We start from the raw sequence: 24,948 nt of genomic DNA, 5'->3' as shown, positions 1-24,948 counted from the left end.
TAACTTTGCCCAATGAAAGTTACCAAACCCACCATACTTGTTGTAAATGACGATGGCATTACCGCTCCGGGTATCAAAGCCCTGATGGATGCTATGGCCGAAATTGGCCGTGTTGTAGTTGTTGCTCCGGATAGCCCGCAATCGGGTATGGGGCATGCCATTACCATCGGCAAACCTTTACGGCTTGACCAGGTTGACATTTACGAGGGCATTGAAATGTACCGCTGCTCGGGCACTCCGGTTGATTGCGTAAAGCTGGCTGTTAACAAGATCTTTAAAGGTAAAAAGCCTGATCTTTGTGTTTCGGGCATTAACCATGGCCTTAATAACTCTATCAATGTGCTGTATTCGGGCACGATGTCGGCAGCGGTTGAGGGAGCCATTGAGGGTATCCCGTCGATAGGTTTTTCGTTAGATGATTATACTTTGCAAGCCGATTTTGAGCCTTGTATCAAGTTTGTAAAAGAACTTGCTTTACAGGTTTTAGCCCATGGTTTACCACAAGCCAGTTTGTTAAATGTAAACTTTCCTGGTACCAAACACATTAAAGGCATTAAAATATGCAGGCAGGCGGCTGCCAAATGGGCCGAAGAATTTGATGAACGCATAGATCCGCATAAAAGGCCTTATTACTGGCTTACCGGCGTTTTTCAATTAAATGATGGCGGCGAGGATACCGATGTGTGGGCTTTGGAACAGGGTTATGCTTCGGTTGTGCCGGTGCAGTTTGATATGACCGCACACCACGTTATCCCCTACTTAAACAACTGGAAATTCAACCTGTAATTATGCTAAACAAAAACGACGTATCCTTAGGCCTGCTCATTGGCGCCATACTGCCAGGTGTTAGTCTGTTTGTTTTTGGATTTCTGCTTAAAAATCAACTGGTTTTCATGCATAAGCCGGGCATTCCATACTTTGTAGCTTTTGCTATCAATTTGTTTATCATCCGTTATTTTTATGGAAAAGGGGCCGATAAAACGGGAAACGGTATCGCTATGATCTCGCTTTTGTTTATGCTGGCCATATTCATTTTTAAATTGCAATCCTTATAATGAAATATTACCTGGTAGCCGGCGAAGCTTCGGGCGATTTGCACGGGGCTAATTTGATGAAAGCACTCAAATCGCTTGACCCTGGTGCTGATTTCCGTTTTTTTGGCGGCGACCTGATGCAGGCCGAGGGCGGCACACTGGTAAAGCATTATGCCGATATGGCTTTTATGGGCTTTGTTGAAGTGGTTGCCAACCTGCAAACCATTCTTAAAAACATGCGATCGTGCAAGCGGGATATCTCTGCTTACCACCCCGACGTATTGATCCTGATAGATTTTCCCGGCTTTAACCTCAAAATAGCCGAATACGCCAAAGCTAACGGCATACCGGTTAACTACTATATTTCGCCCAAAGTTTGGGCCTGGAACCAGAAGCGGGTGTTAAAAATCAAACGCATTGTTGACCATCTATTTTGCATATTGCCTTTTGAGGTGGCGTTTTACAAAGAGTGGGGAATGGATGTTGATTACGTAGGCAACCCTTTGCTTGATGCGGTTTCGGCATTTGATCCTGACCCTGCTTTCCTGCAAAAAAATAAACTTGGCGTAAAAAAAATTATAGCACTGTTACCCGGCAGCCGCAAACAGGAAATCAGCAGACTGCTGCCCGATATGATCCGGGCTTCGGCCTACTTTCCTGAATACCAGTTTGTAATTGCCGGTGCACCGGCTTTTCAGGCTGATTATTATGCGCCGTACTTAAACGGCGCCGAGATCCCCGTTGTATTCAACGGCACTTACGATCTGCTGAATCGTGCCCATGCAGCTGTTGTAGCTTCCGGCACCGCGACACTTGAAACCGCGCTGTTTAACGTGCCGCAGGTAGTGGTGTATAAAGGCGGGAAATTAACCATCGCCATAGCGCGCATGCTGGTTAAACTCAAATTTATATCGCTGGTTAATCTGATCATGGATAAAGCGGTAGTGAAGGAGTTGATCCAGGAAGAGTGTACGGCCCACAAGATAGGTGAAGAGTTAAAACTGATTGTCAATGATGTAACCTATCGCCAAAACATGCTCAATAATTATGACGAGCTTGATGTGCGCATGGGGCAGCCGGGGGCATCAGCCAAAACAGCCGGGTTAATTGTTAAATATACTGAAGCAGATAGGAAATCATAGTAAATTCAGCGACTTCCTTAAAGGAAAAGACCATTATTGCTGTACGCACTGACGCTGGGATATGTTATTTCGCCAGGTTGCTTTTAACAACAAGCTCAGGATTCTATTTCCTTATCATTATTTTCTTCTGGTTTTAGTTCGGATTGGATGATATCCTGTTCCAGCTTTTTTTCATCTTTCTGGTTTCGCCTGATGATCCAAACCAGCAAAATAATAACAGCAATAACTACAATTGTTACTATGGGATAATTAACCTGGTCCATAATGTTTGTATTTATGTAGAGTATGTAATTTCACAGATAGCAATACACCATACAGACAATCAGTCTTTAGCTCCTGCTCGTGCAGGATCAATTGACCGTAACCGATTTGTTCATCACCTGGTTAACGGTACCACGCGTAAATAGATGGTGCAATATGGTGTTTAACTGCATAGGTCATTCGCCCGCCGCTTTACCCAAATAACCGTTTCATGCATTTCCTTTAGGTGACCAAAGTGTTAATATATTGTTATTTAATATTATACAAAGATAGCATTAAGCTTGCCCGGCTTTACTAAAAAAAATAGAGCCCTGTTTTTTGCAGGGCTCCACGTTTTCATAGGTGATGTTAGTACTCGATAGGTAGATATATATATATGTTGATCAAGCGGCAGACAGCGTTTGCTGTGCTGCTACCTGCTTGTTGTTGCTCATGAATTGGGTTTTGGCCCTGTAGTTTTTCAGATCTTCCCTCAACAGCTCCAATAATTCGGCATCAAAGCGTGCAAGTAATTTAGTTATTGCGGGGGGTGGTTTATATGCTTTCATAGGTAGATGTAGTGTAGGTGATGTTTTTTATATTTAGTTTAAGCTGCCGGCGTTAAATAGGGCGTTTTAGTTTTGATAGCTTTTAAGTCGCTCATGATGATGTTTTTAAGTGCATTATCAAAGCTTGCTATTAGTTTGGTGGTTGATGTTTGTTTTTGCGTTTTCATGTTGTAGGTTTTGATGTTTTTAATATTTTAATGTCTCCGTTTTAGTCTTTCTTTTTTTCGTTTCCGTTTTCGGTGAGGTTATCATGGCGGCGTTTTGCTTCTTTATATTGCCTTAATATTTGCTCCTCATCGCGTGGGTCTGAAGTTTTTGTCGGTTCCACTGGGTTTTCCCACTCTTTCTCTTCTTCAGGTTTAACCGCTTTGTCTTTTGCTTTCATAACAACTGCGTTTGATAAGTACTGATCTAAATCAATGCCAAACTTTTATCGGAGAGCAAAAAAAGTCATTAAAAAATCAGATTTATTTTACAATACGATGTAAATGACTGTAATACAGGGGTGTTTTTTTAGAAGAAATTTTTACTTTTTTTGATCAATTCAATGCCGACAACTATTCAAAGCAGATAAACAGGCATACGTTACCGAACATCAGTAGCAGTAGCGGACGATTTTTTGTAGTTTAACAAATGCACTATGATCACTATTACTGATAAGGCAGTTCCAATAGCACACACTCCGTTCCACTCATAGTTTTTCCAAACTAAGCTGGCGAAGAACGTGCCTAAAGCCCCGCCTATAAAATAAGACACCATGTACACTGTATTGATACGATTGCGGGCTTCCGGGATCAATGCAAAAATAATAGACTGGTTAGAGATATGAGTAGCCTGCACACCCATATCAAGCAGAATAACCCCGATGATGAGCCCTATTATACTATGGCTCGAAAAATAGAATACAATAAAAGAGATCAGGATGAGCGAAAGTGTATAAATTGATAATTTGTATGCATCCATTTTATCACTCAGGCGGCCCATAAAGCCAACGGCTACCGCACCGAAAGCGCCAACAAGGCCAAACATACCCGCAGCGGCGCTGCCCTCATTAAACTGAGGCTGTTTTAACAGGAATACCAGCGTTGTCCAAAATGCGCTGAAACCGGCAAAACATAAAGCCCCTCTGAATGCTGCCAATCTTAATTTAGGTTGGGTTTTTACTAAATGGATCAATGATTTCATCAATTTACCGTAATTGCCTTTATAATCGGGTTCAATTTCGGGCAAAAACAAAAATATCATAACCCAGATGAGCAACATTAACCCGGCGGCTATATAAAACATGCTTCGCCAGCCGAAATGCTCGCCTATAAAGCCGCTTAATGTGCGTGACAGCAAAATGCCGATTAATAAGCCGCTCATTACAAAGCCAATCTTCTTACCCCGCTCATGTGGCCTGGCTAAGTGGGCCGCCATTGGGATCAGCAATTGCGGAATAATCGATGATACGCCCACCAAAAAACCCGCTATCATAAGTATAGTTACGGAAGGCGCCATGGCGCTGGCTATTAACGATATGATCATGAGCACAAAATCAATTAAAATAAGACGCTTACGCTTAAGCATATCCGCCAATGGCACTATAAATAATAAACCCGTAGCGTAGCCAATTTGCGTAAAAAGCGATATTTGCTGCGCTTTTTTATCGCTTACGCCAAAAGTATTCGCCATATCGGCCAGTAATGGTTGGTTATAATATATGTTGGCTACCACCAAACCTGTAGCTATGGTCATGATCCATAAAGTTAATGGCGTAAGATGCGGGTGTTGTTTTGCGGTATGTGTTGATGACATATTTTAAAAGGCAGTATATTTTTGCTGCAAAAGTGTTAAAGCATCTTTAAAAAAAAGCCTTTGTAAAGTAATTTTTATTATGTAACTGCGTTTAGAACATAAATTGTTTTAGCAGGCAATCGTTCTTTAAAGAGCTAAAAGCAGTATTAAGGCAAAAAAAATGTGGTATTTTGGAGTTTTTTAAAGAAAAATTGGCGATTGTTTTGCTTTAAGCATACAATATGCTTTGAAATTTAATTTTAATATAGGTTTGGATCCTAATTTTACTTTAAAAATCATTTAAAATTAAATTTTTGTAAATTTTATAAATAAAACCGAATCTTTTTTTGATGAAAATGAACGATGTGGCGATTATTATAAAATAATTTGAAAAAATTGGTAATTTAATAATGTTTTATTCTTATTTTTGACAATAAGATACCGGATGGCAATGTAATTGATAAAACTTACAAAACAATTACAAAATATATTTTCCGAATATCAAAACTTAGTGTTACTTTTACACCGTGTTAAAAATAACACAATACATAAAGTAGTCTTCTCATAATTTAGGTTTATAATTGGTTAGTAAAGGCCCCTGCCCATCAGGGGCTTTACTTTTTTATTAAGCTTTCGTTCCGCCGGAAAATTAAGGCAAACCAACAGCATATATATTTAAAGTTTAAATTAAACAAACCGATAGTAATGGCAGCTGAGACAGGATTGGATAAAATAAATAACAATAGAATTTCATTTTAATTCACAAAATTCTATATTTGCAGCCCACCACGGGGGATTAGCTCAGCTGGCTAGAGCGCTTGCATGGCATGCAAGAGGTCATCGGTTCGACTCCGATATTCTCCACCTTGATAATCAGCCACTTACGAAAACAGTAAGTGGCTTTTTTTGTGCTTTATCAGGTTGTTTAGGGGCTTATTCAAGAAATTTTTTTGCAAAAATTACGTCATATTCACCACCAAAACAGGCTAAAATCGCTTAGATAAAGCTTTCTAAAAAGTTCTTCATGAAAAAAGCATGCAAGAGGTTGCTCCGGAACGCTTAAGGTCAATTGTTCAAGGTAATCAATCAATGCGTCTAAATGATAAACCGACAAAGCACTTTCGGTGTTGATCTTTGTAACCATTAATAGAGATGAAGAGGTCTTGCGTATTTTAGGTATTTGCCGCAAAATGGGCTTATGCTCGACGAAGCGGAAAGGATCCTAAGAGTTTCAACTTAGTTGGCGTCAGTATGCATAATAGAATTCCTGTTTAGCTTATTTTTTAAACAGGAATTTACGATGCGTAACTCCCCAGGCCGAAATAGCTTCAATTACTCCGCTTAAAGTCTTACCATGTTCTGTTAACTCATATTCCACCGTTATCGGCTTCGTAGGCATCACGGTCCGGGCTACTATTTGATTTTGCTCCAGTTCCTGTAACTCTTTAGAAAGCATTTTGGCAGCAATACCATCTATTCCACGCAGCAGATCCATAAACCGCACCTTGCCATATAGCAGAAGCCATCCGATAATCTGAATTTTCCATTTCCCCGATAATAAGATCATCGTATCCTTTATCGCAATCAATTGCTCTTTACAATCAGGTATTTCCGGGGCTTGCTTTTTTGTATTCATATTACTGCAAAATTACGATGGTCGATTTATGGTTAGCGGCTTAGTTTCATAGAGGAAACCGGTTTCCAAAGGGTAACAGATAACATTTATAAAGTTACTTCAAAATAATTTTGTGCCGTAAATATTTGAACCATGCAGAAAGAAAAAAGAATTTATTGGATAGTTATCATTATCGCCATGGCGCTGATTGTGCTGCCGTCCTATTTTGCCCCGAAAGCGTATTTAATAGAGTCCATACACAGACTTGGCTTCCCGGCTTACTTTGGTCTGGAATTAGACATCTGTAAGATCGTTGGCGCCATAATTATCCTCATCCCCGCCGTGCCCGTTATGTTCAAAGAATGGGCTTATGTCGCTTTCGGAATATTGCTGCTTTCCGCAAGCCTGGGGCACTGGCTCGCTGATGGCCCCGCAAAAGGTATAGCACCGCTGATCCCGTTTGCCATACTATGTGTATCCTACTACTATTTCAGAAAACTAAACTATCCGGTGACCGCAAAACTGTAAATAGTAATGCCGTTTAAAAAAGAAAGCACAAAAAAATGAAAATAGAGATCTGGAGCGATGTGATATGCCCGGTTTGCTATATCGGCAAAAGGAACTTTGAAGCTGCCCTGGAAAAATTTCCTGACAGGGACAATATGGAGGTGGAATGGAAGAGTTTCCAGCTTGACCCTGTCATGTCGGAAGTGCCTCAGTATCAGGAAAACATGTGCCAGTTTGTGGCTGCAAGGAAAGGGATCAGCTATGAGCGCTCGGTTGCCATGCACGGACAGGTAGGAATAATGGCTAAGAATGCGGGACTGCAATACAATTTCGATAAAATGCTTGTCACTAACTCGCTGAAAGCGCATCGTATTATCCAAATGGCAAAAACAAAGGGACTGGGAGAAAAAGCAGAAGAACGCCTGTTTTATGCCTATTTCACAGAGGGCAAGAATCTTTCTGATGATGCGGTTCTAACAGAACTTGGAATTAGTATAGGCCTGACGGCTACAGAGGTGAAAGAAGCCCTCACCAATCCTGTTTTTCAACATCAGGTGGAAGCAGACGGTGCAGAAGCATCCAGGCTGGGGGCAAAAGGGGTTCCTTTCTTTGTAATAGATCGCAAATATGCCATCGCTGGCGCTCAGCCCGGTACTGAAATTCTTAAAGTACTGCAAACTGCTTACACTGAATGGAAGAAGGACAACCCCGGCCTGATCCATGTTAGACGGGGTGATACCTGTGCGCCCGGTAATGACTGTACAAATTAACTGATCAATGAAAAAACAAAAAAGAATAAAGATGAAAAAAACAATAGCCATTGTCGGTGCGGGTCCGGGTGTAGGATTTGCCGTGGCAGAAAAATTCGGAATTGAAGGCTACAATGTTGCGCTGCTTGCGAGAAATGTGGAAAAACTAAATGCGCTGAAAGACGATCTGTTAAAAAAAGGCATTGAGGCTGCAACTTTCCAGGCCGATATATTAGACCGGGGACAGTTGACACGCGCACTGCAAGAGGTTATCCACCATTACGGAGCAATTGATATATTGGAATTCAGTCCGACCCCCACCTGGGAAAGTATGCGGACTGCCCGGAATATAGATATAGCAAATGAACAATATCATCTCGACTACCAGGTACTCGCTGCAATAACTGCCGTGCAGGTTGTACTCCCACAAATGCTGGAAAGGAAAGACGGTAGCGTCTTGTTTACTACTGCGTCCTCCGCCCAGCATCCAGTAAACAGAACCGCCAGCTTCGGCGTTGCCGCAGGCGCTTTATTAAATTATGCGCGGTTGCTCAACATGGACCTGAAAGAGGACAGCATTTTTGCTGGTATTGTGTCAATTGGTGCTTTGGTTGTAAGTGAGGGTAAACACAAAGGGGATTTTCAGGATGGAATGCCAACGATAACAGCAGCAGAGGTGGCAGAAGCGCATTGGAATCTTTATAACCAACGCAATGTTGCAGAAATCATGTTGCCTTAATTTGGCGGCGGAGTTTGATTATCAGCGTTGAAGCAGATCCATGCAAATGCAATCGAATAAAAGTTTTTCGCGTTCGATTAGATCAAATATATGGATATTTCGGAGGTCTTGGCCATTATGTTCCATGCGCTTGAGGGCACCGTTTTGTGTTGATAGTAAAGACAATCAAAAGTCAGTCAAATTCACAATGAGGGAATAAAAAACTACTCCCAGAGCCCAAAAACCGTGTTTGGGAGTTGTTTTTGAGGCCCTGAATAATCCGATCTCCACATCTTTTCCGCAAAATCCGCCGAGTTTCGCACGAAATCGGCGGATTTTCTTTTTTTACATACGTTTTTAAACAGTCTGGGATGTCCCAAAAATGATGGCGAATAAGACCCGCTGCCGCCTGATAAAAAGACGAAACCTTTGAGAATAAGCCTGGAAATACCCTATAGTCATAAATTAACAATGATATTTGCATCAACTGGGTTATATTTGTCAAAACAACACCAATTAAAATATATTACTGAAGCCTTTATTGGTTGCTGCGAGTGACTATTCATCATATTTTATTATGCTTAAGTTTAAAAGCTGTTATATATTGACATGCCTGCTCTTTTTGTATGTCCCATCTCAAATTTATGGACAGGCTGCTATAAACTTTACATCTATTACGATAAAAGAAGGATTGTCTTCGAATACCGTAAATACCATTATAAAAGACCGGTTTGGATTGATGTGGTTCGGAACCGGAAACGGGCTTAATAAATTCGATGGCAGTAATTTCGTTATTTACAGGCATGGCGCATCTGGTAATAGTATTCCTTCCAACGAAGTCTTGTCAATGTTTGAAGATAAAAGTGGGCGGATATGGGTTGGTACCAGCGGAGGGGGGCTTTCTTATTACAACCGCAAGTTTGATCGATTCGAACCTTTCAGGGGAGATGGTTCCTGGCGAGAAATTTCAGACATATCAGTCAGGGCTATTTGCCAGGACCACCAGGGCAAATTATGGGTAGGCACCTATGAAGATCTCCGGATAATTGATACGAAAACCGGCAGAATTACGCCTGTTAAGATTCCGGAACCTGATAAAAAGGACGCGGGCGCGTTTGTCGTCCTCTCTTTGTTCGAAGATAGTCGACAACGGATGTGGGTTGGTACCAATTATGGGTTGTACCTGTATGAATGGTCATCAAATTCCTTCAAAAGGTTTTCGCACAATGAGCAGGACAGGTACGCATTAAGTAATAACACGGTTAAAGCAATCATTGAAGATAAAAAAGGCAGCATTTGGTTTGGTACGTACGACGGGCTGAACAAGTGGACAGATGATGGGCATTTTGAAATTTTTCGTTCTGGCAATCAATCGTCCCTGAGCCTGGACAATAACGCAATTTTCACGATGAGCCTGGCTAAAGACGGCAAGATCTGGATCGGAACAGAGGGTGGGGTCAATTTATTCGATCCTCAACTGGAGGTTTTTCAGCAATTGACCGCAGATCCCAGGAATGCGGGCAGCCTGAAAAGCAATTCCATACGCAGCATATTTATTGACCCTGCAGGTATATATTGGGTTGGAACTTTTACCGAAGGGATCGGAAAATACGACCCTCATCTTGCACTCTTCAATCACAAGAAAAGTGACCCTTTCGATCCTCTCGGTTTAAAATCGCCGCTTGTAACCGCTTTCGCGGAATGCAGCAGCGGTGACATTTTTGTAGGGACCGACGCAGGTATTGCTTTGCTCGACAAAAAGACAGGCCTTTTGCATTCGTATGATATACAAAGTAAGTTGAAACGCCGCGGAAGCTCACTGGCCGTAACATCACTTTATATCGATAGGAAAGGAAACTTGTGGGCGGGAACTTACCATAACGGGCTTTTCCGAATTGACATCACTACTCATAGATATGTACAATATACAGCTGACGGCAATGGTCATGGAATTTGTAGCAATGATATTACTTGCATTAACGCCGACGCGAGTGGCAGAATTTGGATAGGTACACTGGGTCGGGGAATAGATATATATGATGAAAATAGCCAGTCATTTTCACATCTGACAAGTCAAAACGGGGCCGGCCGCCAGAGCCGGAGTTTACCCGTTAACGGTTTTATTTCTTCTATTATTCCGGGCCGGGACGGGCGCATGTGGATTGCTTCGATGGGAACTGGAATCGTAGTGCTTGATACTGAGCATCAAAAGTGGACGCATTACAATAAAAAAAATTCGGCACTGGCCGACGACGTGGTACTGAACTTATTTATAACTAATGACGGGAGTGTTTGGTCTGGCACCAAACAGGGGATTAGCTATTTTGACGAAAATCAAAAAAAATTCGTCTCTTACGGTGAAGGTCAGGGCCTGGCTAATTCCTTCGTAAAATCAATTTTGCAGGACGATAAAGGTTTCCTGTGGTTAAGCACGGATCGCGGAATCAGTTCGTTTGATTACAAAAGAAGGGTTTTCCGCAATTTTACTAACGAAAACGGCGTACAGCAAGGAGCTTTTTCTTCAGGCTCAGGAATAAAAACCAGGGACGGCAATCTTTATTTTGGAGGTCAGGACGGCTTTAATTTTTTTAATCCATCGAGATTACCGGTTGTCTCTCGTCCCGGACGGGTAATTCTAAGCAATTTAACCGTTGATAATGCGATAGTAAATCCTGGAAATGAGTCACCGATTCATGAGCATATCAGTACCGCAAAAGAAATCACTTTGAAATACGGCCAAAATTTTTCCATCGGTTATGTGGCACTGGATTATACATCTCCTAAACAGAATTTATATGCTTATCGGCTAAAAGGTTTTGATAAAGCCTGGAATTATGTTCAAAATATTCGGACAGCCAGCTATACCAATATTGATCCCGGGACCTACAGTTTTGAGGTGATGGCCAGTAAAGATGAAAACCACTGGAATAACCCGGTGACGACGATCAGGATAACTATATTGCCGCCGTTCTGGCGAACAGTTTATGCTTATATTGCTTACGTGGTTATTTTAGGATCGGCTTTGTTTTTCATAAGGAGACGTGGTATTCAGAAAATCCGGAGGCAATTTGAGCAGGCCCAGGAGAAACTTCAAGTCAGTCAGCTTATTGAACAGGAAAGGCGGGAAGCTGAACGTTTGCATGAGCTGGACTTGCTGAAAATAAAGTTTTTAACAGATCTAAGCCACGAGTTTCGAACCCCGGTGTCGCTGATCCTGGCCCCGGTCGAAAAACTGCTTGAAAAATCTGTTCCGGGGAATGACATCGAGGATCTGAAAATGATCAATAGAAATGGTCGCAGGTTACTCAACCTGGTCAACCAGTTGCTTGACTTTCGTAAAATGGAAGAACAAAAGTTGAAGCTCAGCCTTTCGGCGGGAGAGATCATGTCTTTTATCACCGAGTCGTGCGAAGCATTTCAGGATCTTGCTTTAAAAAAACAGGTTACACTGGAGGTTGATGTGCAACAGGAAGAGTTGCAGGCTTACTTTGACCCGGATAAGCTGGAGCGGGTTATTTTCAACTTGTTGTCTAACGCGTTTAAATTCACCCCTGCCGGCGGGGTAGTTTCTGTCAGCGCCCGGGCTGAAAAGAGTTCGTTGTTGAGCACAGGCCTGCTGCTTAAGATTACTGATACCGGAATTGGCATACAGGCCGATGATCTCGAAAAAATATTTGAACGCTTTTATCAATCGCGCCAAAGCAGTGCAATAGTCAACCAGGGTACCGGCATAGGCCTTTCCATAACCAAAGAATTTATAGAGCTTCACGGCGGCACCATTCAGGCGGAAAGTATAGCCGGACAGGGAACAAGCTTTTTAGTAAGGCTTCCGCTCACCGCTGCGGTGGAAGCCGGTACCTCCGAAACACCTCCCGTTTCTGATAGAGAAAACGCTAAAGAAAGGCAGGCCAGAAGCGAAAACCCTGAACTAAAGCCAACCGTACTATTGGTAGAGGACAATGACGAATTCCGCTCTTATTTGTCGGATCACCTGAAAAAATACTATCATATTATTGAGGCGGCCCACGGTAAAGAAGGATGGCAAAAAACACTTGGCGCGCATGTTAACCTGGTTGTCAGTGATATCAACATGCCCCACATGGATGGGATTGAGTTGAGCAAAAAAATTAAAGCCGATAAGCGCACCTGCCATACCCCTGTAATATTATTAACGGCAACAACCGGGGAAGAGCATCAGTTAAAAGGCCTCAAAACAGGCGCTAATGACTATCTTACGAAGCCTTTCAATTTCCAAATCCTGCAAACCAAGATCGATAACCTTCTTGATCTGAACAAAAATCTAAAGGATACATATTCCAGGCAAATACAGATGGTTAGCCCCCAGGTTGAAATGGAGTCGGCCGATGTAAAGCTTTTAAATTCGGTCATGAAATATATAGAAGACCAATTAAGTGAGCCGGGGTTGTCAGTTGAAGAACTGAGCCGGCATGTGGGCATGAGCCGGGGGTCACTTTATTACAAACTTCTGGAAATTACCGGGCAAACCCCGGTGGAGTACATCCGCAACGTCAAACTTGACAAAGCAGCCCAGTTGCTGGAGATCAGTGATTATAATGTAGCTCAGATCGCCTATATTACAGGCTTCGGCACACCCAGTTATTTTTCGCGGATCTTTAAAACACGCTTCGGCATGTTACCGTCGGAGTACATGATCATCAAAAGGAATATGTCTAAAAACAAGGCCACTCCTGCAATTTAAGGCGTCCTATAGCCTCCGCAGCCATCTTTTTACACAATGGTACATGTATCGGAAGCAGCATTCCGGATATTCGGGTGGTCACACTCTCAAGGCAAAGTAATTCGGCAACACTGCAGAAACCACCCATAATGGCATCATTGAACAAATGTATCACGAATTTTGCGATTTGTCCTACCCTAATCCCTTTAAAGCGATGATCTTCGGCATAGCTATGAGGGCATTCCTGCCGCCATATACAATTTATAAACTAAAAAAAACATTCTGATTTATTTGATATCGTCCGGATTAAGCTCCGCATTATGTCACCATCAATTTCGCAATCGATTGCGAAGCTGGTCATAATAAAGTTATCGTTGTGATTTAACAAACTATAAAATGAAAAACCTGATTAGGGGCCCGGACGGGAAGCATATTAAACTCAAACCTGGGCGAATTGTTCCATGGCACAAAAACTTCAATTTTTTTAAACCTGAATTATGAAAAAATCATTACAAACTATTCAAAAGAAACCTTTCTTGCTGCTGCTGGCGGTTTTGCTTTCCAGCCTTACAGCATTTGGGCAAGGCAGGAAAATAAACGGTACCGTAGTCGATGAGAAGGGTCTGCCTTTACCGGGCGCTACCGTAAGGGCAAAAACAGCTAAAGCAACATCTGTTACCGATGTTGCCGGCAATTTCACCATAACTGTCCCTCCAACCGAGAAGGCGCTTATTGTGACTTTTATTGGTTATGCCGACCAGGAAATCCAGATTAACGGGCAAACACATTTATCCATTCGTCTTAGCCAAAGCAGTAACAGCCTTAACGATGTGATCGTTATCGGCTATGGTAGCCAAAGGCGGGAAGCTGTAACGGGTTCAGTCGCGTCGATCAGCGGCGAACGGATCCGTGATATTCCCGCGCCTAATATCAGCCAGGCCATACAAGGCAGATTACCCGGCGTAGAGGTTTCTCAAACTTCTACAAAACCAGGTGCAACGATGCAGATCCTGATCAGGGGCCAACGGTCGCTTACTGCAAGCAATGACCCCTTGATCGTACTTGACGGTATCCCTTTTACCGGCTCTCTTGGAGATATTAACCCTAACGACGTTAAAAGTATCGATATTCTTAAGGATGCTTCCGCCACAGCTATTTACGGCTCGAGGGGAGCAAACGGCGTTGTACTTATTACCACGAATAGGGGCCAGGTGGGAGGAGCCGCTAAAATTACCTATAACGCCTATTATGGGGAGCAAAAACTTTTCGCCAGGTACCCGATGATGACCGGTCCCGAATTTTTAAAACTACGTAAAGCGGCAGGCCTGTACACCAACGCCGTAGACGAAGCTGACGACGTAAATACCGACTGGCAGAAGCTTTTTTACAGAAGCGGCATGGTTTTCAGTAATGACGTAGGTGTTTCCGGAGGCAGCCAAACGGGTACATATAATTTCGGCGGCGGCTATTATAAAAATCAGGGCCTTATTCCTACGCAGCAATATACCCGCTACTCCATGAGAGGATCAGTGGACCAGAATGTAGGCAAATACGTTAAAGTTGGCTTTACCACTAACAATAACTATAACCTTACCGAAGGCAGCCAGGTTGGCGTTGGCAGTGTTTTGGGACTTTCGCCCCTTGCCAATCCCTATAATGCGGACGGAAGCCTGAAAAGAACGGTTAAAACGCCACTGTCTGAAAGTTTCGTGTTGACCAAAGGCATCATCAATAACCTCCACGATCAATGGCTCAACGAAACAAGGAATTACGCCACATACAACTCCGTTTATGGCGAAGTAAAAATTCCGTGGGTGGAAGGCCTGAAATACAGGGTAAACCTTGGTCTCGATTATGTGCAAAGCAACAACGGCAACTACACCGGAGTTGGGATTGGCAGTGCCACGCCCACAACGCCGTCAACAGCGGGCGTAAGCAACTCAGCCCAATATCACTGGGCAGTTGAAAATTTGCTGACCTACGACCATACTTTCGCCCAAAAGCATAACATAAATGTCGTGGCCCTGTATTCTACCGAACAAACCAGGTACAATTCTTCCAGCATGTCGGCCAAAGATATTCCAGCTGATGCTTTCCAGTTTTATAACCTGGGTGCAGCAACCGGCGAGATCACCATCGGCAACGGCAACTACAGCCAGAGCGGCCTGATGTCCTACATGGGTCGTGTGATGTATTCCTACGATGACCGCTTCCTGCTGTCTGCCACCGTGCGCTCGGATGCCTCTTCCCGCTTAGCTCCAGGTCATAAATGGCACACTTATCCCGCGGTTTCAGCAGGCTGGAATATCATGAATGAGTCTTTCATGAAGGGCATTTCGGTTATAGATAATCTGAAACTGCGCGCGGGCTTTGGGCAAACCTCAAACCAGGCAGTAAATGCTTATCAGACATTAGGTACTTTGGGTACACGTCAGTATAATTTCGGCGACACAAACTATGCGACGGGCTATTATGTAACCCAGCTTCCAAGTCCAACTTTAGGTTGGGAATACTCCAAGACATGGAACTATGGAATAGACTTTTCTTTGTTTAAACATCGCTTATCAGGTACTGTTGAATATTATGTTACAAATACAAACGATATCTTACTGGGCGTAGGGCTGCCGCCTACCGCGGGGGTTGGAAGCTATACAGCAAACGTTGGGCGGACTCAGAACAAGGGGCTTGAGTTAAGTTTGAATGGTACGCTCATCAATAAAAACGGGTTTACCTGGGATTTGGGTATTAATATCTATGGAAACAGGAATAAACTTGTGGCGCTCGCTTCAGGTCAGACACGTGATGAGGGCAACGCATGGTTCGTAGGCCATAATATAAACGCCATATACGATTACAAGAAAATAGGATTGTGGCAGTCTGGCGACCCTTACCTGAGCACCCTTGAACCGGGCGGAAATGTGGGCATGATCAAAGTGTTGTATACCGGAACTTATGACGCCAACGGTCAGCCAACAAGGGCCATCGGGGCTGCCGATCGTCAGATCATCGATGTTGATCCTAAATTCGAAGGCGGCTTTAATACGCGTGTGGCATATAAAGGCTTTGATTTTAGTGTTGTAGGTGCCTTTAAGAAAGGGGGCACGCTCATCAGTAGCCTGTACGGCTCAGGTGGCTATCTGAACCTGATGACAGGCCGCAGTAATAACGTTCAGGAAGATTACTGGACGCCTGATAACACAGGAGCAAAATATCCGAAACCAGGCGGTATCCTGAGTGGCGATAATCCGAAATATGGCAGTACGCTCGGTTACTTTGATGCATCCTATCTCAAAATCCGGACAATGACGCTTGGTTATGATTTCAGCAAGCTGCTCTCAAAGCACGCGAACATGCGCCTGCGCACTTATTTCACGGTGCAAAATCCATTTGTATTTTTCTCGCCTTATCACAAAGAGTCAGGGATGGATCCTGAACCAAACTCTTATGGTAATGAAAACGCGGCGGTGCCCCTGTCAAACAGTTTAAGACGATTCCTGACAGTAGGCAGCAACGCCCCTTCGACCACGAATTATGTACTTGGATTGAATTTGACATTTTAACATTATCAACATGAAAACTTTAAAGATAAAAAGCGTCATAAAATCCACGCTTTTGCTAACGGTCTTATCTACGGGATGTAAAAAAGTGCTTGATGAACAACCGCGTTCCTCCTTCACCCCGGAATATTTTAAAACGGTACAGGGTGTAAATGGTGGATTAACAGCCATGTACGCGCACCTGCGTAATATTTACGGGCAGGCTTATTACTATAATTCGGGTGTTACCGGTACCGATGAAGCTACATGGGGCCAGAGCGCCGACGGAAACTTCAAAGATCTGGATTGCTCAGGCGTCGGTATCATATCTTCAACCAGTTATCCTACCAGTATCATATGGGGCGAGTCTTTTACCGACATCAATACTGCCAGCGGCGTAATCGAAAACGCCAGTGCCGTGGGGATTTCCAGCGCTCTGATTGCTGAGGCCCGCTTCTTCAGGGCATTTGATTATTTTTTGCTGGTGCAATCCTACGGCGGCGTACCGCTTGATCTGGGTTCGGGAGCGTTGAAATTTAATATCACGCCTTCAAGGACGTCAGTGCGTAATACCGTGCCCGAAGTTTATACAAAGGCGATTTTCCCGGATCTGCTGCAGGCGATCAATGATCTGCCGGAAACCGGCCGGGTAACCGGCGGACTGACCAAAACGGCAGCTCGTCTTTTCCTGTCTAAGGCCTATTTAACTTATGCATGGTGGTTGCAAAATCCCAATAGTATCCCGACCTATCCCGCAAGTAACCGGACAGATCCCAATGGACACGATGCCGCGTGGTATTTTCAAAACGCCTACGATATCGCCACCACCGCAATTGATAATCCGGGCTCGTTCAAATTACAGCCAACATTTTACGATGTGAATGTTGGCACAAACGACCGTAACAGCGAAATGGTGCTCTATGCAGACCATACCCAAAGTAGTGAAAAATATAACGGTTCGAGTTTGACCTACGGAAGCGGCGGCGCTCCGGATAACTTTGCCGGCTGGATGATGACCTGGAACTATCCCAACATAATTAGTGGCGGGGTGAACTCTGTTCTGCGTGAGGCAGATCAACATTTGGGCCGGCCCTGGGTTCGCATGGCTCCGACTGTTGAAGTACTGAAAAACACTTTCGCTGATAAAGTAAACGATTCACGATATGATGGAACTTTCACAACCGTATACCGCGGAAACTGGCAAAAGGGCGGAAATACGGCCCAGACCTTAGCCAATGCCAACGGCTTGCCCGTAGCACAGGGGGGCGCGATACTCTCGTTCCTGGATAATGACGATCCGAACGTCACATACGCCAAAGCAAACGGGAATGTTGGTGCGGGACTGCTGCCAGGGAGATCAGATTGGGTGGTCAACCCTGGCGATATAAGCCGGATAATTTATCCGGGACTCTGGAAACTGGGGCCTTATCGTACAGATAACGGCACAGGTTTGGGACAGCCAAATGCCGGTAGTACGCGTCCTTATCCAATAGCAAAATTCTCGGAGCTATACCTGATCGCAGCGGAGGCGGCAGTTAAAGGCGCCACTGTTAAACCAGGAAAATCCGCACGTGAACTCGTTAACGTGCTGCGGGCACGCGCAGGAAAGTGGCGTTTCAATAATAATGGTAATGTAGTAAAGATTGAAGACGATAGCCAGGCTATGATGGCGGCTACTCCCGCAATCATCGACATGAACTATGTATTAGCGGAGCGTTCCCGGGAATTTTATGCAGAAGGCGGCCGCTGGTTCGATCTGGTACGGACACAAAAGTGGGGGGAACTTGCTGCTTCCTTTACAATTGCAGGAACCACCTTTGGAGACCATACGCCGGTTAAAGTTACACGTTCCATCGACTCGCATCTCTATCTTCGCCCTATTCCGCAGGGGCAAATAGATGCATTAGTTATGAGCGCTGCTGATAAGGCTGCCTACCAGAATCCGGGCTACTAAGCTGGAGAAATAATGATTTTTTAACGAGGCTGTTCAATTGTGAACAGCCTCTTAATTTCTTCCGGTCGGTGATGCTTAGCGTACAGCATTTGCATAATTATACGATGATCTTTCTCGTGTTTGAGGGGCAATTTATACGGCTTAATGCAGCTTTCCGGTTTAACATTTGCGCAATTGTATTGCGCAGGCCTATTCGGCGAACCCTGTTTTCTTTAAAACGGAGCTTGTTCAAAAATCAATCGGGATAATTAATCCGGGGATAAAATATTGTTCATAAGGCTAATAGTCAATATATTGTAAGAAAAAAGCAACCATACTTAAAAAAGTGACTTGCCGCTATAACCCAATAAACTGACTTGCAAACCGGCACGGGCTTGTATACCCCTGTCATAACTAAACTGATAAAATTGAAAAAGACATTTTTAGCAATAATTGCAGGCCTTTTTTGTGCCGTTGCCTGGGGCCAAAACAGTCAATCCGCTCTTCGGGATCTGCGTTATAAGTTATGGTACACCAGGCCCGCCACCAACTGGAATGAGGCCCTGCCGATAGGGAATGGTTTTATAGGTGGAATGATCTTTGGCGGCGTACAGCAGGAACGCATCCAGCTCAACGAATCTACCATCTGGGGAGGCGCCCCCAACAACAACATTGATTCGGCCGCTAAGCCTCATATTGAAGAAGTACGCGTGCTTTTGGCGCAAAAAAAATACCTGGAGGCGCAGGCGGCTGCCAATAAATATCTCGGCCCGAAGGGCAACAGCGGCATGCCCTATCAGCTCGCTGGCAATTTGTATATCAATTTTCCCGGCCAGACGGACGTTAGCAATTATTACCGCGACCTGGATATTGAACATGCCACAGCCACAGTACGTTACAGCTCGGGAGGCGTTCAGTATAAGCGGGAATACTTTACCTCTTTCAAAGAACATGTGTTACTGGTACGGCTGAGTGCTGATAAACCGGGAATGATCAATTGCAAGGTAAGGCTCCAGAGCCCGCTTGTACAAGAGATTAGCGCAGCTAACCAGGAAATCGTTCTTTCAGGTAAAAGCAGCGATCACGAAAATCAAAAAGGCCAGGTCAGGTTTAACATGATCGCCCGTGTAAAAAATCATGGGGGTACTATACAAACGGATACTTCCGGGATGACCATCGCCCATGCGGACACGGCGACTATTTATCTCTCCATCGGCACTAATTTCATCAACTATCACAACCTGTCAGGAAACGCGCCTGGGCGGGCCCGCAACGATATGCAGGCTGCCTGTACCAAATCGTTTAATACCCTGCGCCAATCTAATATCAGGTTTTATCAGTCGTACTTTAACCGGATAAAACTGGACCTGGGCATGACAAACGCGATCAATCTGCCCACAGATGTGCGGATACAAAACTTTGCAGGTAACAACGACGCCCAACTGGCCGAACTGTATTTTCAATTCGGGCGTTACCTGCTGATCTGTTCGTCACAACCGGGATCACAACCGGCCAACCTTCAGGGCATATGGAACGGGGAACTGAAAGGTCCGTGGGATAGTAAGTATACCGTCAATATCAATACTGAAATGAACTATTGGCCGGCGGAGGCCACCCAACTATCTGAGCTGGGCACGCCTTTATTTAACCTCATCAAAGATGTTTCCGTAACCGGTAAGGCGACAGCCAGGCAGATGTATGGGGCCAGGGGCTGGATGCTTCATCATAATACAGACATCTGGCGGATTACCGGTATAGTGGATGGCGCATTCTGGGGCTTATGGCCAACCGCAAATGCCTGGCTGTGCCAGCATCTGTGGGAGCATTATCTTTTCACGGGAGATAAAAAATTTCTGAAGCAATATTACCCGGTAATGAGAAGTGCCGCTACCTATTTCGTTGATGTGCTGCAAAAAGAACCGGATCATGGCTGGCTCGTCGTAAGCCCGTCTGTTTCGCCCGAGCACGAATACATAACCGGGAGCCATGAGGTGTCGGTTGCTGCCGGGACCACGATGGATAACCAATTGGTATATGGCTTATTTACAGATGTTATATATGCTGCGGCAGACCTGAATACGGACAAAACATTTGCCGATTCGCTGAAAGCGCTGCGCGAAAAATTGCCGCCAATGCAGGTTGGCCGGTACGGGCAATTGCAGGAGTGGCTGGACGACCTTGACCGGCCAACTGACAATCACCGCCACGTATCGCACCTTTACGGACTTTTCCCGGGGAACCAGATTTCTCCTTTTATACATCCGGAATTATTCGCCGCGGCCAAAAATTCATTGGTATACCGCGGTGACGTATCTACCGGCTGGTCAATGGCCTGGAAGATTAATTTGTGGGCCCGGTTATTAGACGGCAATCACGCTTACAAGCTAATCAAAGACCAGATAAAACCAGTCATGACCGGATCCGGAGGCACATATCCCAATTTATTTGACGCACATCCTCCCTTTCAGATTGACGGCAATTTTGGCTGTACTTCGGGGATCACCGAAATGTTGATGCAAAGCCATGATGCTGCAATCTATCTGCTGCCTGCTATGCCCGACGACTGGGATAAAGGCAGCGTAAACGGGCTGATGGCCCGTGGCGGATTCAAGATAGACCTGGCATGGTCAGGCCGTCACCTAACGAAACTCGTTATACATTCGGCCCTTGGCGGGAATTGCCGGCTGCGTGTTAACGAACTGCTGAACAACCGGATGTTAAAAAAAGCAAACGGGGTTAACAGCAATCGATTCTATCGTATCACCGACATCGCGCAACCCATTATCAAAAAAAACGATAAAGATTTAAGCGTAAAACTCCCGAAAAGTTATTTATATGATCTTCCAACCCTGGCAGGTAAAACATACCGCATTATTTGAGTAATTAATAAGATGGCTTGTAGTAGCTATTTCGCTATAAGCATATAACAGGGAATTGGCCGGCGATATGATGAAAAAAATGCTGGACAACCCGGGCTATCCAGCCCCGTCAAATTAAACATCGAAGTATAAATGCCCTGCCTGCTGGCCTTTGGAAAACAATATTAATAAAGATGAAACAAACCCAATTTAAACTTATCTGCACACTCATGGCGGCGGTTTTCACCGTAAATCAGGCCGCCGCCCAAACAAAACAAAAACAAACCTTTTTATCTCCTCCCCTCATCAGATCGATTTATACCGCAGATCCCTCCGCACATGTTTTCAATGGTAAAATTTATATTTACCCTTCTCATGACATTGACACAGCCGTAACCGACAACGGCAGCGGCGATCACTTCGCGATGAGGGATTATCATATGCTTTCGCTCGATCATATCAACGGGCCGGTAACCGATCACGGGGTAGCCCTCGATATAAAAAATATCCCCTGGGCGGGAAGGCAGCTATGGGCGCCGGATTGTGCTTACAAAAATGGCGTGTACTACCTTTACTTTCCGGTGAAGGATAAACAAGATGTTTTCCATATTGGTGTCGCTACTTCCAAAAATCCCGCCGGGCCTTTTAAAGCCGAACCACAGCCAATTGAAGGCAGTTTTAGTATCGATCCGGCGGTTTATACAGATTCGGATGGCCAAAGTTATATGTATTTTGGCGGTATCTGGGGAGGTCAGTTACAGCAATGGGCCACGGGTAAATACCAGCCCAACGGTTCCAAAACCGACCTTCAGAACGATGATGCCCCGGCGCTCAGCTGTAAAGTGGTCAGGCTAAGTTCGGATATGAAGCAATTTGAGGGGCCGGTGAAGGATGTTATTATCCTGGACGAGAGCGGGCGCCCGCTGCTGGGAAAAGACCATAACAGGCGTTTTTTTGAAGGGCCCTGGATGCATAAATTTGAAGGTAAATACTATTTCACCTACTCTACAGGCGACACGCATTACCTGGCGTACGCTACAAGTGATAAGCCATTCGGCCCCTTCAGCTATAAAGGAATATTTTTGAAACCGGTGCAGGGCTGGACCACGCACCATTCTATTGTGGAGTTTAAAGGAAAATGGTACCTGTTTTACCACGACACGGAAATTTCCGGCAAAACACACCTGAGAAATGTTAAGGTAACGCCGCTTTACCACCGTTCAGATGGCAGTATTGCCCTGATTGACCCGTTTAAATCAAAATAAATTTAGAATAAGCCATATGATGAAGCGTAAAGGAGGATCAATTTGCTTAACATTTCGGAATGGATGCAAAAATTAAAGAAAGACGACACTGCTTTTTTCAAACCACCCAAAGGCAAATTACTGGCAGACAACAGTGCCAAAAATTTCGAGCTCATTAATGATATTACTTCATTGTCGCATTTATACGAAATCAACTGCAATCTTGCAGTCAGCAAATCCATTTTCGGCTTTATTTATGCCAGACAGGATGGCAATTTTTTCCCGGACATAGATGGCAATTTTGTATTCACTCATCATATAATTATAACTGTAGTGACAAATACCATCGTCAGTAAAATCATTACCCATCTACCCAAAAATCTAAATGATGCCATTGCCTGCATCTTCGGGCATTCCGAATCTGCATCGCTTTGTATAACCATTTAAAGCGCGATAAAACGATGCCATTTCAAAACTTACAGACAAAACCATCCTGGAAAACGGAAAGGCAAAAGCCGATAACGGTTAATAAAATTTCTAAATTTACAAAATGCATGAAAAGTTATTTGCACTCCTATCCCAAACAATCACGCCCGAAGATAGGGCCTTGTGCAAAGACTTTTTTGAGTATGTACTTTTCCCCAAAAACCACATCTGTGAAAAAGAGGGAAGCATTCCGAAGTATCTTTATTTCGTGGTATCTGGCTATGTAAGGCTGTTTTATTACAACGAGAACGGAGATGAGGTAACCACACATATCAATTGTCCGCCAGGATTTATTACTTCCTACTTCCACTTTGTCAACCAAACAAAATCCAACGAAAATCTGGAATGTGTAACGGAATGTGAATTATTGAGAATTACGAAAACGAATCTGGATCAACTAACACAGCAAAGCACAGTCTTCAGGGATTTCAGCATCTCGGTTTTCCAGCAATCACTTGCCTATAACGAAAACCGCTCAACAGAACTGGCAACACTAAGTGCCGAAGAACGCTATCGCAAATTAATGAAAAACTATCCGCAGATCTTACAAAACGTACCGCTGCAACACATCGCATCTTTTTTAGGAATGAACCCTAAAAGCCTAAGCAGAATACGAAAGGAAATCATTAAGTAACATTTGTGAAGTGCCTTTAAAAAGCCAATCTTGAATTTTGTACCATCATTTAAACATCAAAAACTATGGCACAGAAAAATTTGGCATTGGTTACAGGTGCAAACGGACATCTGGGCAATAACCTTGTGAGATTGCTTATCGAAAAAGGCATTCCTGTCCGGGCTTCGGTTCGCAACATTAAAAACCAGGAATCTTTTGCAGGACTCAATTGCGAAGTGGTTCAGGCCGACATCACCGACAAACAATCCCTGGCTAACGCCTTGCAGGATGTGGATGTTTTTTATGCCGTAGGTGCATCGTTCAAACTTTGGGCAAATAACCCGAAAAAAGAAATTTATGACGTCAATCTTTCCGGGGCGAAAAACATGATTGAAGCCGCCGCAGAAGCCGGTGTAAAACGGATTGTATATGTAAGTTCCATAGCGGCGTTAGATTATTCCAGACTTCCTACAAAGGAGAGCTATGGCTACAATCCCGACCGCAGGGATATGTATTACAACTCGAAAAATGACGGTGAAAAACTGGCGTTCGAGTTGGCTAAGAAACGTAACATTGAGCTGGTTGCCGTACTGCCTTCCGCAATGATTGGCAGCGAAGCATTTGCACCATTGAACGTTTCCTATAACATCATCCAACTGATTTTGAAAAAACAAATTCCTGTTGAAACCAACATTACGCTCAATTGGATTGATGTAAAAGACGTTGCCGAAGGTTGTTATCTGGCTGCAACAAAAGGCAGGGATGGTGAGCGGTACATTCTGGCAAACGAAAAATGTATGTCGATAAAAGAAACCACCAAAATCGCCCAGGAACTCTTCCCTGAACTGAATATAAAACTGCCAGCCGCTGTTCCAAAACCCATACTTTTGACCATTGCCTGGCTGATGGAAACCGGAAGCAGAATCACGGGAAAAGCACCATTGCTCACTACTAAAGACATTAAAATGTTTTCAGGACTTCAACAAAATTTTGATACTTCAAAGGCCAGAACAGAATTGGGATTTATTCCAAGAAACCCGGTGCAGGTAGTGAAAGAAGCAATGGTCTATTTGATTAAAAATCGGAACAAAATATATTAGTTGAGATAGTCGGATATATAACATAAATGATTTTTAACCTCCTTGTTTCCGGATCTGAAATAATTACGGTTACGCTCTGATAGTCCAAGTAGAAAATCCTCATTAGAGATGCTTTAATCGCATTTGTAT

General features: G+C 44.0%; 20 protein-coding genes and 1 tRNA gene. 15 read left to right on the top strand and 6 right to left on the bottom strand.

Translation table 11 applies throughout. The annotated features are described in order from the left end of the window. The first annotated feature begins 12 nt into the window (after nt 1–12). Genes surE through lpxB form a run of 3 tightly spaced genes read left to right on the top strand, consistent with a single transcriptional unit; the run spans nt 13 to nt 2,176 of the window. A complete protein-coding gene (gene surE, locus IEX80_RS18095) occupies nt 13–786 on the top strand; it encodes a 5'/3'-nucleotidase SurE (RefSeq protein WP_090532475.1) in 774 nt (257 codons plus the stop codon). A gap of 2 nt (nt 787–788) precedes the next feature. Then, nucleotides 789–1,055, top strand: a complete 267-nt coding sequence (locus tag IEX80_RS18090; RefSeq protein ID WP_090532473.1) for a hypothetical protein — start codon at nt 789–791, stop codon at nt 1,053–1,055. Further along, nucleotides 1,055–2,176: a lipid-A-disaccharide synthase gene (gene lpxB / locus IEX80_RS18085; protein ID WP_188833681.1), complete on the top strand. Its 1,122-nt coding sequence runs from the start codon at nt 1,055–1,057 to the stop codon at nt 2,174–2,176. Before IEX80_RS18090 ends, lpxB begins: the two co-directional genes overlap by 1 nt. A 95-nt stretch (nt 2,177–2,271) precedes the next feature. On the opposite strand, the gene IEX80_RS18080 is transcribed toward lpxB, so the two are convergent. The 5 genes from IEX80_RS18080 to IEX80_RS18065 form a co-directional block, all read right to left on the bottom strand. Next, complete coding sequence (locus IEX80_RS18080) at nt 2,272–2,439, bottom strand: hypothetical protein (protein WP_167516292.1); 168 nt, start codon at nt 2,437–2,439, stop codon at nt 2,272–2,274. A gap of 381 nt (nt 2,440–2,820) precedes the next feature. Then, the gene (locus IEX80_RS18075; RefSeq protein ID WP_188833680.1) at nt 2,821–2,985 is read right to left on the bottom strand and encodes a hypothetical protein; all 165 of its coding nucleotides are present in this window, start codon (nt 2,983–2,985) and stop codon (nt 2,821–2,823) included. A 38-nt stretch (nt 2,986–3,023) separates the two neighbouring features. Continuing rightward, nucleotides 3,024–3,152, bottom strand: a complete 129-nt coding sequence (locus tag IEX80_RS27930; RefSeq protein WP_255485329.1) for a hypothetical protein — start codon at nt 3,150–3,152, stop codon at nt 3,024–3,026. Between the two features lie 41 nt (nt 3,153–3,193). Further along, nucleotides 3,194–3,370 (bottom strand): hypothetical protein, encoded by a 177-nt coding sequence (locus IEX80_RS18070; RefSeq protein WP_167516293.1) that lies wholly within the window; start codon nt 3,368–3,370, stop codon nt 3,194–3,196. 200 nt (nt 3,371–3,570) lie between these two features. Beyond that, a complete protein-coding gene (locus tag IEX80_RS18065) occupies nt 3,571–4,782 on the bottom strand; it encodes an MFS transporter (protein WP_217633196.1) in 1,212 nt (403 codons plus the stop codon). Between the two features lie 769 nt (nt 4,783–5,551). Between IEX80_RS18065 and IEX80_RS18060 the strand changes: the two genes are divergently transcribed. Further along, nucleotides 5,552–5,625 (top strand) — tRNA-Ala (locus tag IEX80_RS18060). Between the two features lie 412 nt (nt 5,626–6,037). Here IEX80_RS18060 and IEX80_RS18055 read toward each other — a convergent pair. After that, nucleotides 6,038–6,397, bottom strand: a complete 360-nt coding sequence (locus IEX80_RS18055; RefSeq protein WP_090532468.1) for a winged helix-turn-helix transcriptional regulator — start codon at nt 6,395–6,397, stop codon at nt 6,038–6,040. A 132-nt stretch (nt 6,398–6,529) separates the two neighbouring features. On the opposite strand from IEX80_RS18055, the gene IEX80_RS18050 reads away from it, so the two are divergent. The 11 genes from IEX80_RS18050 (at nt 6,530) to IEX80_RS18000 (ending at nt 24,819) form a co-directional block, all read left to right on the top strand. Next, a complete protein-coding gene (locus IEX80_RS18050; RefSeq protein WP_090532466.1) occupies nt 6,530–6,904 on the top strand; it encodes a DoxX family protein in 375 nt (124 codons plus the stop codon). A 35-nt stretch (nt 6,905–6,939) separates the two neighbouring features. Then, on the top strand, nt 6,940–7,653 hold the full coding sequence (locus tag IEX80_RS18045) for a DsbA family oxidoreductase (RefSeq protein ID WP_188833679.1): 714 nt from the start codon (nt 6,940–6,942) through the stop codon (nt 7,651–7,653). 7 nt (nt 7,654–7,660) lie between these two features. After that, nucleotides 7,661–8,371 carry an SDR family NAD(P)-dependent oxidoreductase gene (locus tag IEX80_RS18040; protein ID WP_188833678.1) on the top strand — a complete coding sequence of 237 codons (711 nt, stop codon included), beginning with the start codon at nt 7,661–7,663 and terminating at the stop codon, nt 8,369–8,371. A gap of 556 nt (nt 8,372–8,927) precedes the next feature. Continuing rightward, nucleotides 8,928–13,070: a hybrid sensor histidine kinase/response regulator transcription factor gene (locus tag IEX80_RS18035; RefSeq protein WP_188833677.1), complete on the top strand. Its 4,143-nt coding sequence runs from the start codon at nt 8,928–8,930 to the stop codon at nt 13,068–13,070. Between the two features lie 476 nt (nt 13,071–13,546). Beyond that, a complete protein-coding gene (locus tag IEX80_RS18030) occupies nt 13,547–16,609 on the top strand; it encodes a SusC/RagA family TonB-linked outer membrane protein (protein WP_090532454.1) in 3,063 nt (1,020 codons plus the stop codon). 10 nt (nt 16,610–16,619) lie between these two features. Continuing rightward, nucleotides 16,620–18,539, top strand: a complete 1,920-nt coding sequence (locus IEX80_RS18025) for a RagB/SusD family nutrient uptake outer membrane protein (protein WP_188833676.1) — start codon at nt 16,620–16,622, stop codon at nt 18,537–18,539. 407 nt (nt 18,540–18,946) lie between these two features. Further along, nucleotides 18,947–21,397, top strand: coding sequence for a glycoside hydrolase family 95 protein (locus IEX80_RS18020; RefSeq protein WP_229701672.1), 2,451 nt, complete (start codon nt 18,947–18,949; stop codon nt 21,395–21,397). Nucleotides 21,398–21,570: 173 nt separating this feature from the next. Further along, entirely contained in the window at nt 21,571–22,641 is a 1,071-nt protein-coding gene (locus IEX80_RS18015) for a glycoside hydrolase family 43 protein (RefSeq protein WP_188833675.1), read from the top strand. Nucleotides 22,642–22,704: 63 nt separating this feature from the next. Further along, complete coding sequence (locus IEX80_RS18010) at nt 22,705–23,067, top strand: hypothetical protein (protein ID WP_188833674.1); 363 nt, start codon at nt 22,705–22,707, stop codon at nt 23,065–23,067. Between the two features lie 103 nt (nt 23,068–23,170). Continuing rightward, nucleotides 23,171–23,740, top strand: a complete 570-nt coding sequence (locus IEX80_RS18005; RefSeq protein WP_090532447.1) for a Crp/Fnr family transcriptional regulator — start codon at nt 23,171–23,173, stop codon at nt 23,738–23,740. 65 nt (nt 23,741–23,805) lie between these two features. Further along, the gene (locus tag IEX80_RS18000; RefSeq protein ID WP_188833673.1) at nt 23,806–24,819 is read left to right on the top strand and encodes an NAD-dependent epimerase/dehydratase family protein; all 1,014 of its coding nucleotides are present in this window, start codon (nt 23,806–23,808) and stop codon (nt 24,817–24,819) included. Nucleotides 24,820–24,948: the final 129 nt, after the last annotated feature.

The sequence above is a fragment of the Mucilaginibacter rubeus genome, assembly GCF_014643835.1.
GTDB lineage: Bacteria > Bacteroidota > Bacteroidia > Sphingobacteriales > Sphingobacteriaceae > Mucilaginibacter > Mucilaginibacter rubeus.
The sequence above is the reverse complement of the archived record's forward strand: the minus strand, read 5'-3'. Positions and strand labels throughout refer to the sequence as shown.

What these genes read in the sequence shown, in the direction of transcription:
- IEX80_RS18015 (WP_188833675.1), top strand. Translation starts at nt 21,571, where the DNA reads ATGAAACAAACCCAATTTAAACTTATCTGCACACTCATGGCGGCGGTT.
- IEX80_RS18005 (WP_090532447.1), top strand. Translation starts at nt 23,171, where the DNA reads ATGCATGAAAAGTTATTTGCACTCCTATCCCAAACAATCACGCCCGAA.
- IEX80_RS27930 (WP_255485329.1), bottom strand. Translation starts at nt 3,152, where the DNA reads ATGAAAACGCAAAAACAAACATCAACCACCAAACTAATAGCAAGCTTT.
- IEX80_RS18030 (WP_090532454.1), top strand. Translation starts at nt 13,547, where the DNA reads ATGAAAAAATCATTACAAACTATTCAAAAGAAACCTTTCTTGCTGCTG.
- IEX80_RS18080 (WP_167516292.1), bottom strand. Translation starts at nt 2,439, where the DNA reads ATGGACCAGGTTAATTATCCCATAGTAACAATTGTAGTTATTGCTGTT.
- IEX80_RS18055 (WP_090532468.1), bottom strand. Translation starts at nt 6,397, where the DNA reads ATGAATACAAAAAAGCAAGCCCCGGAAATACCTGATTGTAAAGAGCAA.
- lpxB (WP_188833681.1), top strand. Translation starts at nt 1,055, where the DNA reads ATGAAATATTACCTGGTAGCCGGCGAAGCTTCGGGCGATTTGCACGGG.
- IEX80_RS18075 (WP_188833680.1), bottom strand. Translation starts at nt 2,985, where the DNA reads ATGAAAGCATATAAACCACCCCCCGCAATAACTAAATTACTTGCACGC.
- IEX80_RS18025 (WP_188833676.1), top strand. Translation starts at nt 16,620, where the DNA reads ATGAAAACTTTAAAGATAAAAAGCGTCATAAAATCCACGCTTTTGCTA.
- surE (WP_090532475.1), top strand. Translation starts at nt 13, where the DNA reads ATGAAAGTTACCAAACCCACCATACTTGTTGTAAATGACGATGGCATT.
- IEX80_RS18070 (WP_167516293.1), bottom strand. Translation starts at nt 3,370, where the DNA reads ATGAAAGCAAAAGACAAAGCGGTTAAACCTGAAGAAGAGAAAGAGTGG.
- IEX80_RS18090 (WP_090532473.1), top strand. Translation starts at nt 789, where the DNA reads ATGCTAAACAAAAACGACGTATCCTTAGGCCTGCTCATTGGCGCCATA.
- IEX80_RS18050 (WP_090532466.1), top strand. Translation starts at nt 6,530, where the DNA reads ATGCAGAAAGAAAAAAGAATTTATTGGATAGTTATCATTATCGCCATG.
- IEX80_RS18045 (WP_188833679.1), top strand. Translation starts at nt 6,940, where the DNA reads ATGAAAATAGAGATCTGGAGCGATGTGATATGCCCGGTTTGCTATATC.
- IEX80_RS18035 (WP_188833677.1), top strand. Translation starts at nt 8,928, where the DNA reads ATGCTTAAGTTTAAAAGCTGTTATATATTGACATGCCTGCTCTTTTTG.
- IEX80_RS18010 (WP_188833674.1), top strand. Translation starts at nt 22,705, where the DNA reads ATGCAAAAATTAAAGAAAGACGACACTGCTTTTTTCAAACCACCCAAA.
- IEX80_RS18040 (WP_188833678.1), top strand. Translation starts at nt 7,661, where the DNA reads ATGAAAAAACAAAAAAGAATAAAGATGAAAAAAACAATAGCCATTGTC.
- IEX80_RS18000 (WP_188833673.1), top strand. Translation starts at nt 23,806, where the DNA reads ATGGCACAGAAAAATTTGGCATTGGTTACAGGTGCAAACGGACATCTG.
- IEX80_RS18065 (WP_217633196.1), bottom strand. Translation starts at nt 4,782, where the DNA reads ATGTCATCAACACATACCGCAAAACAACACCCGCATCTTACGCCATTA.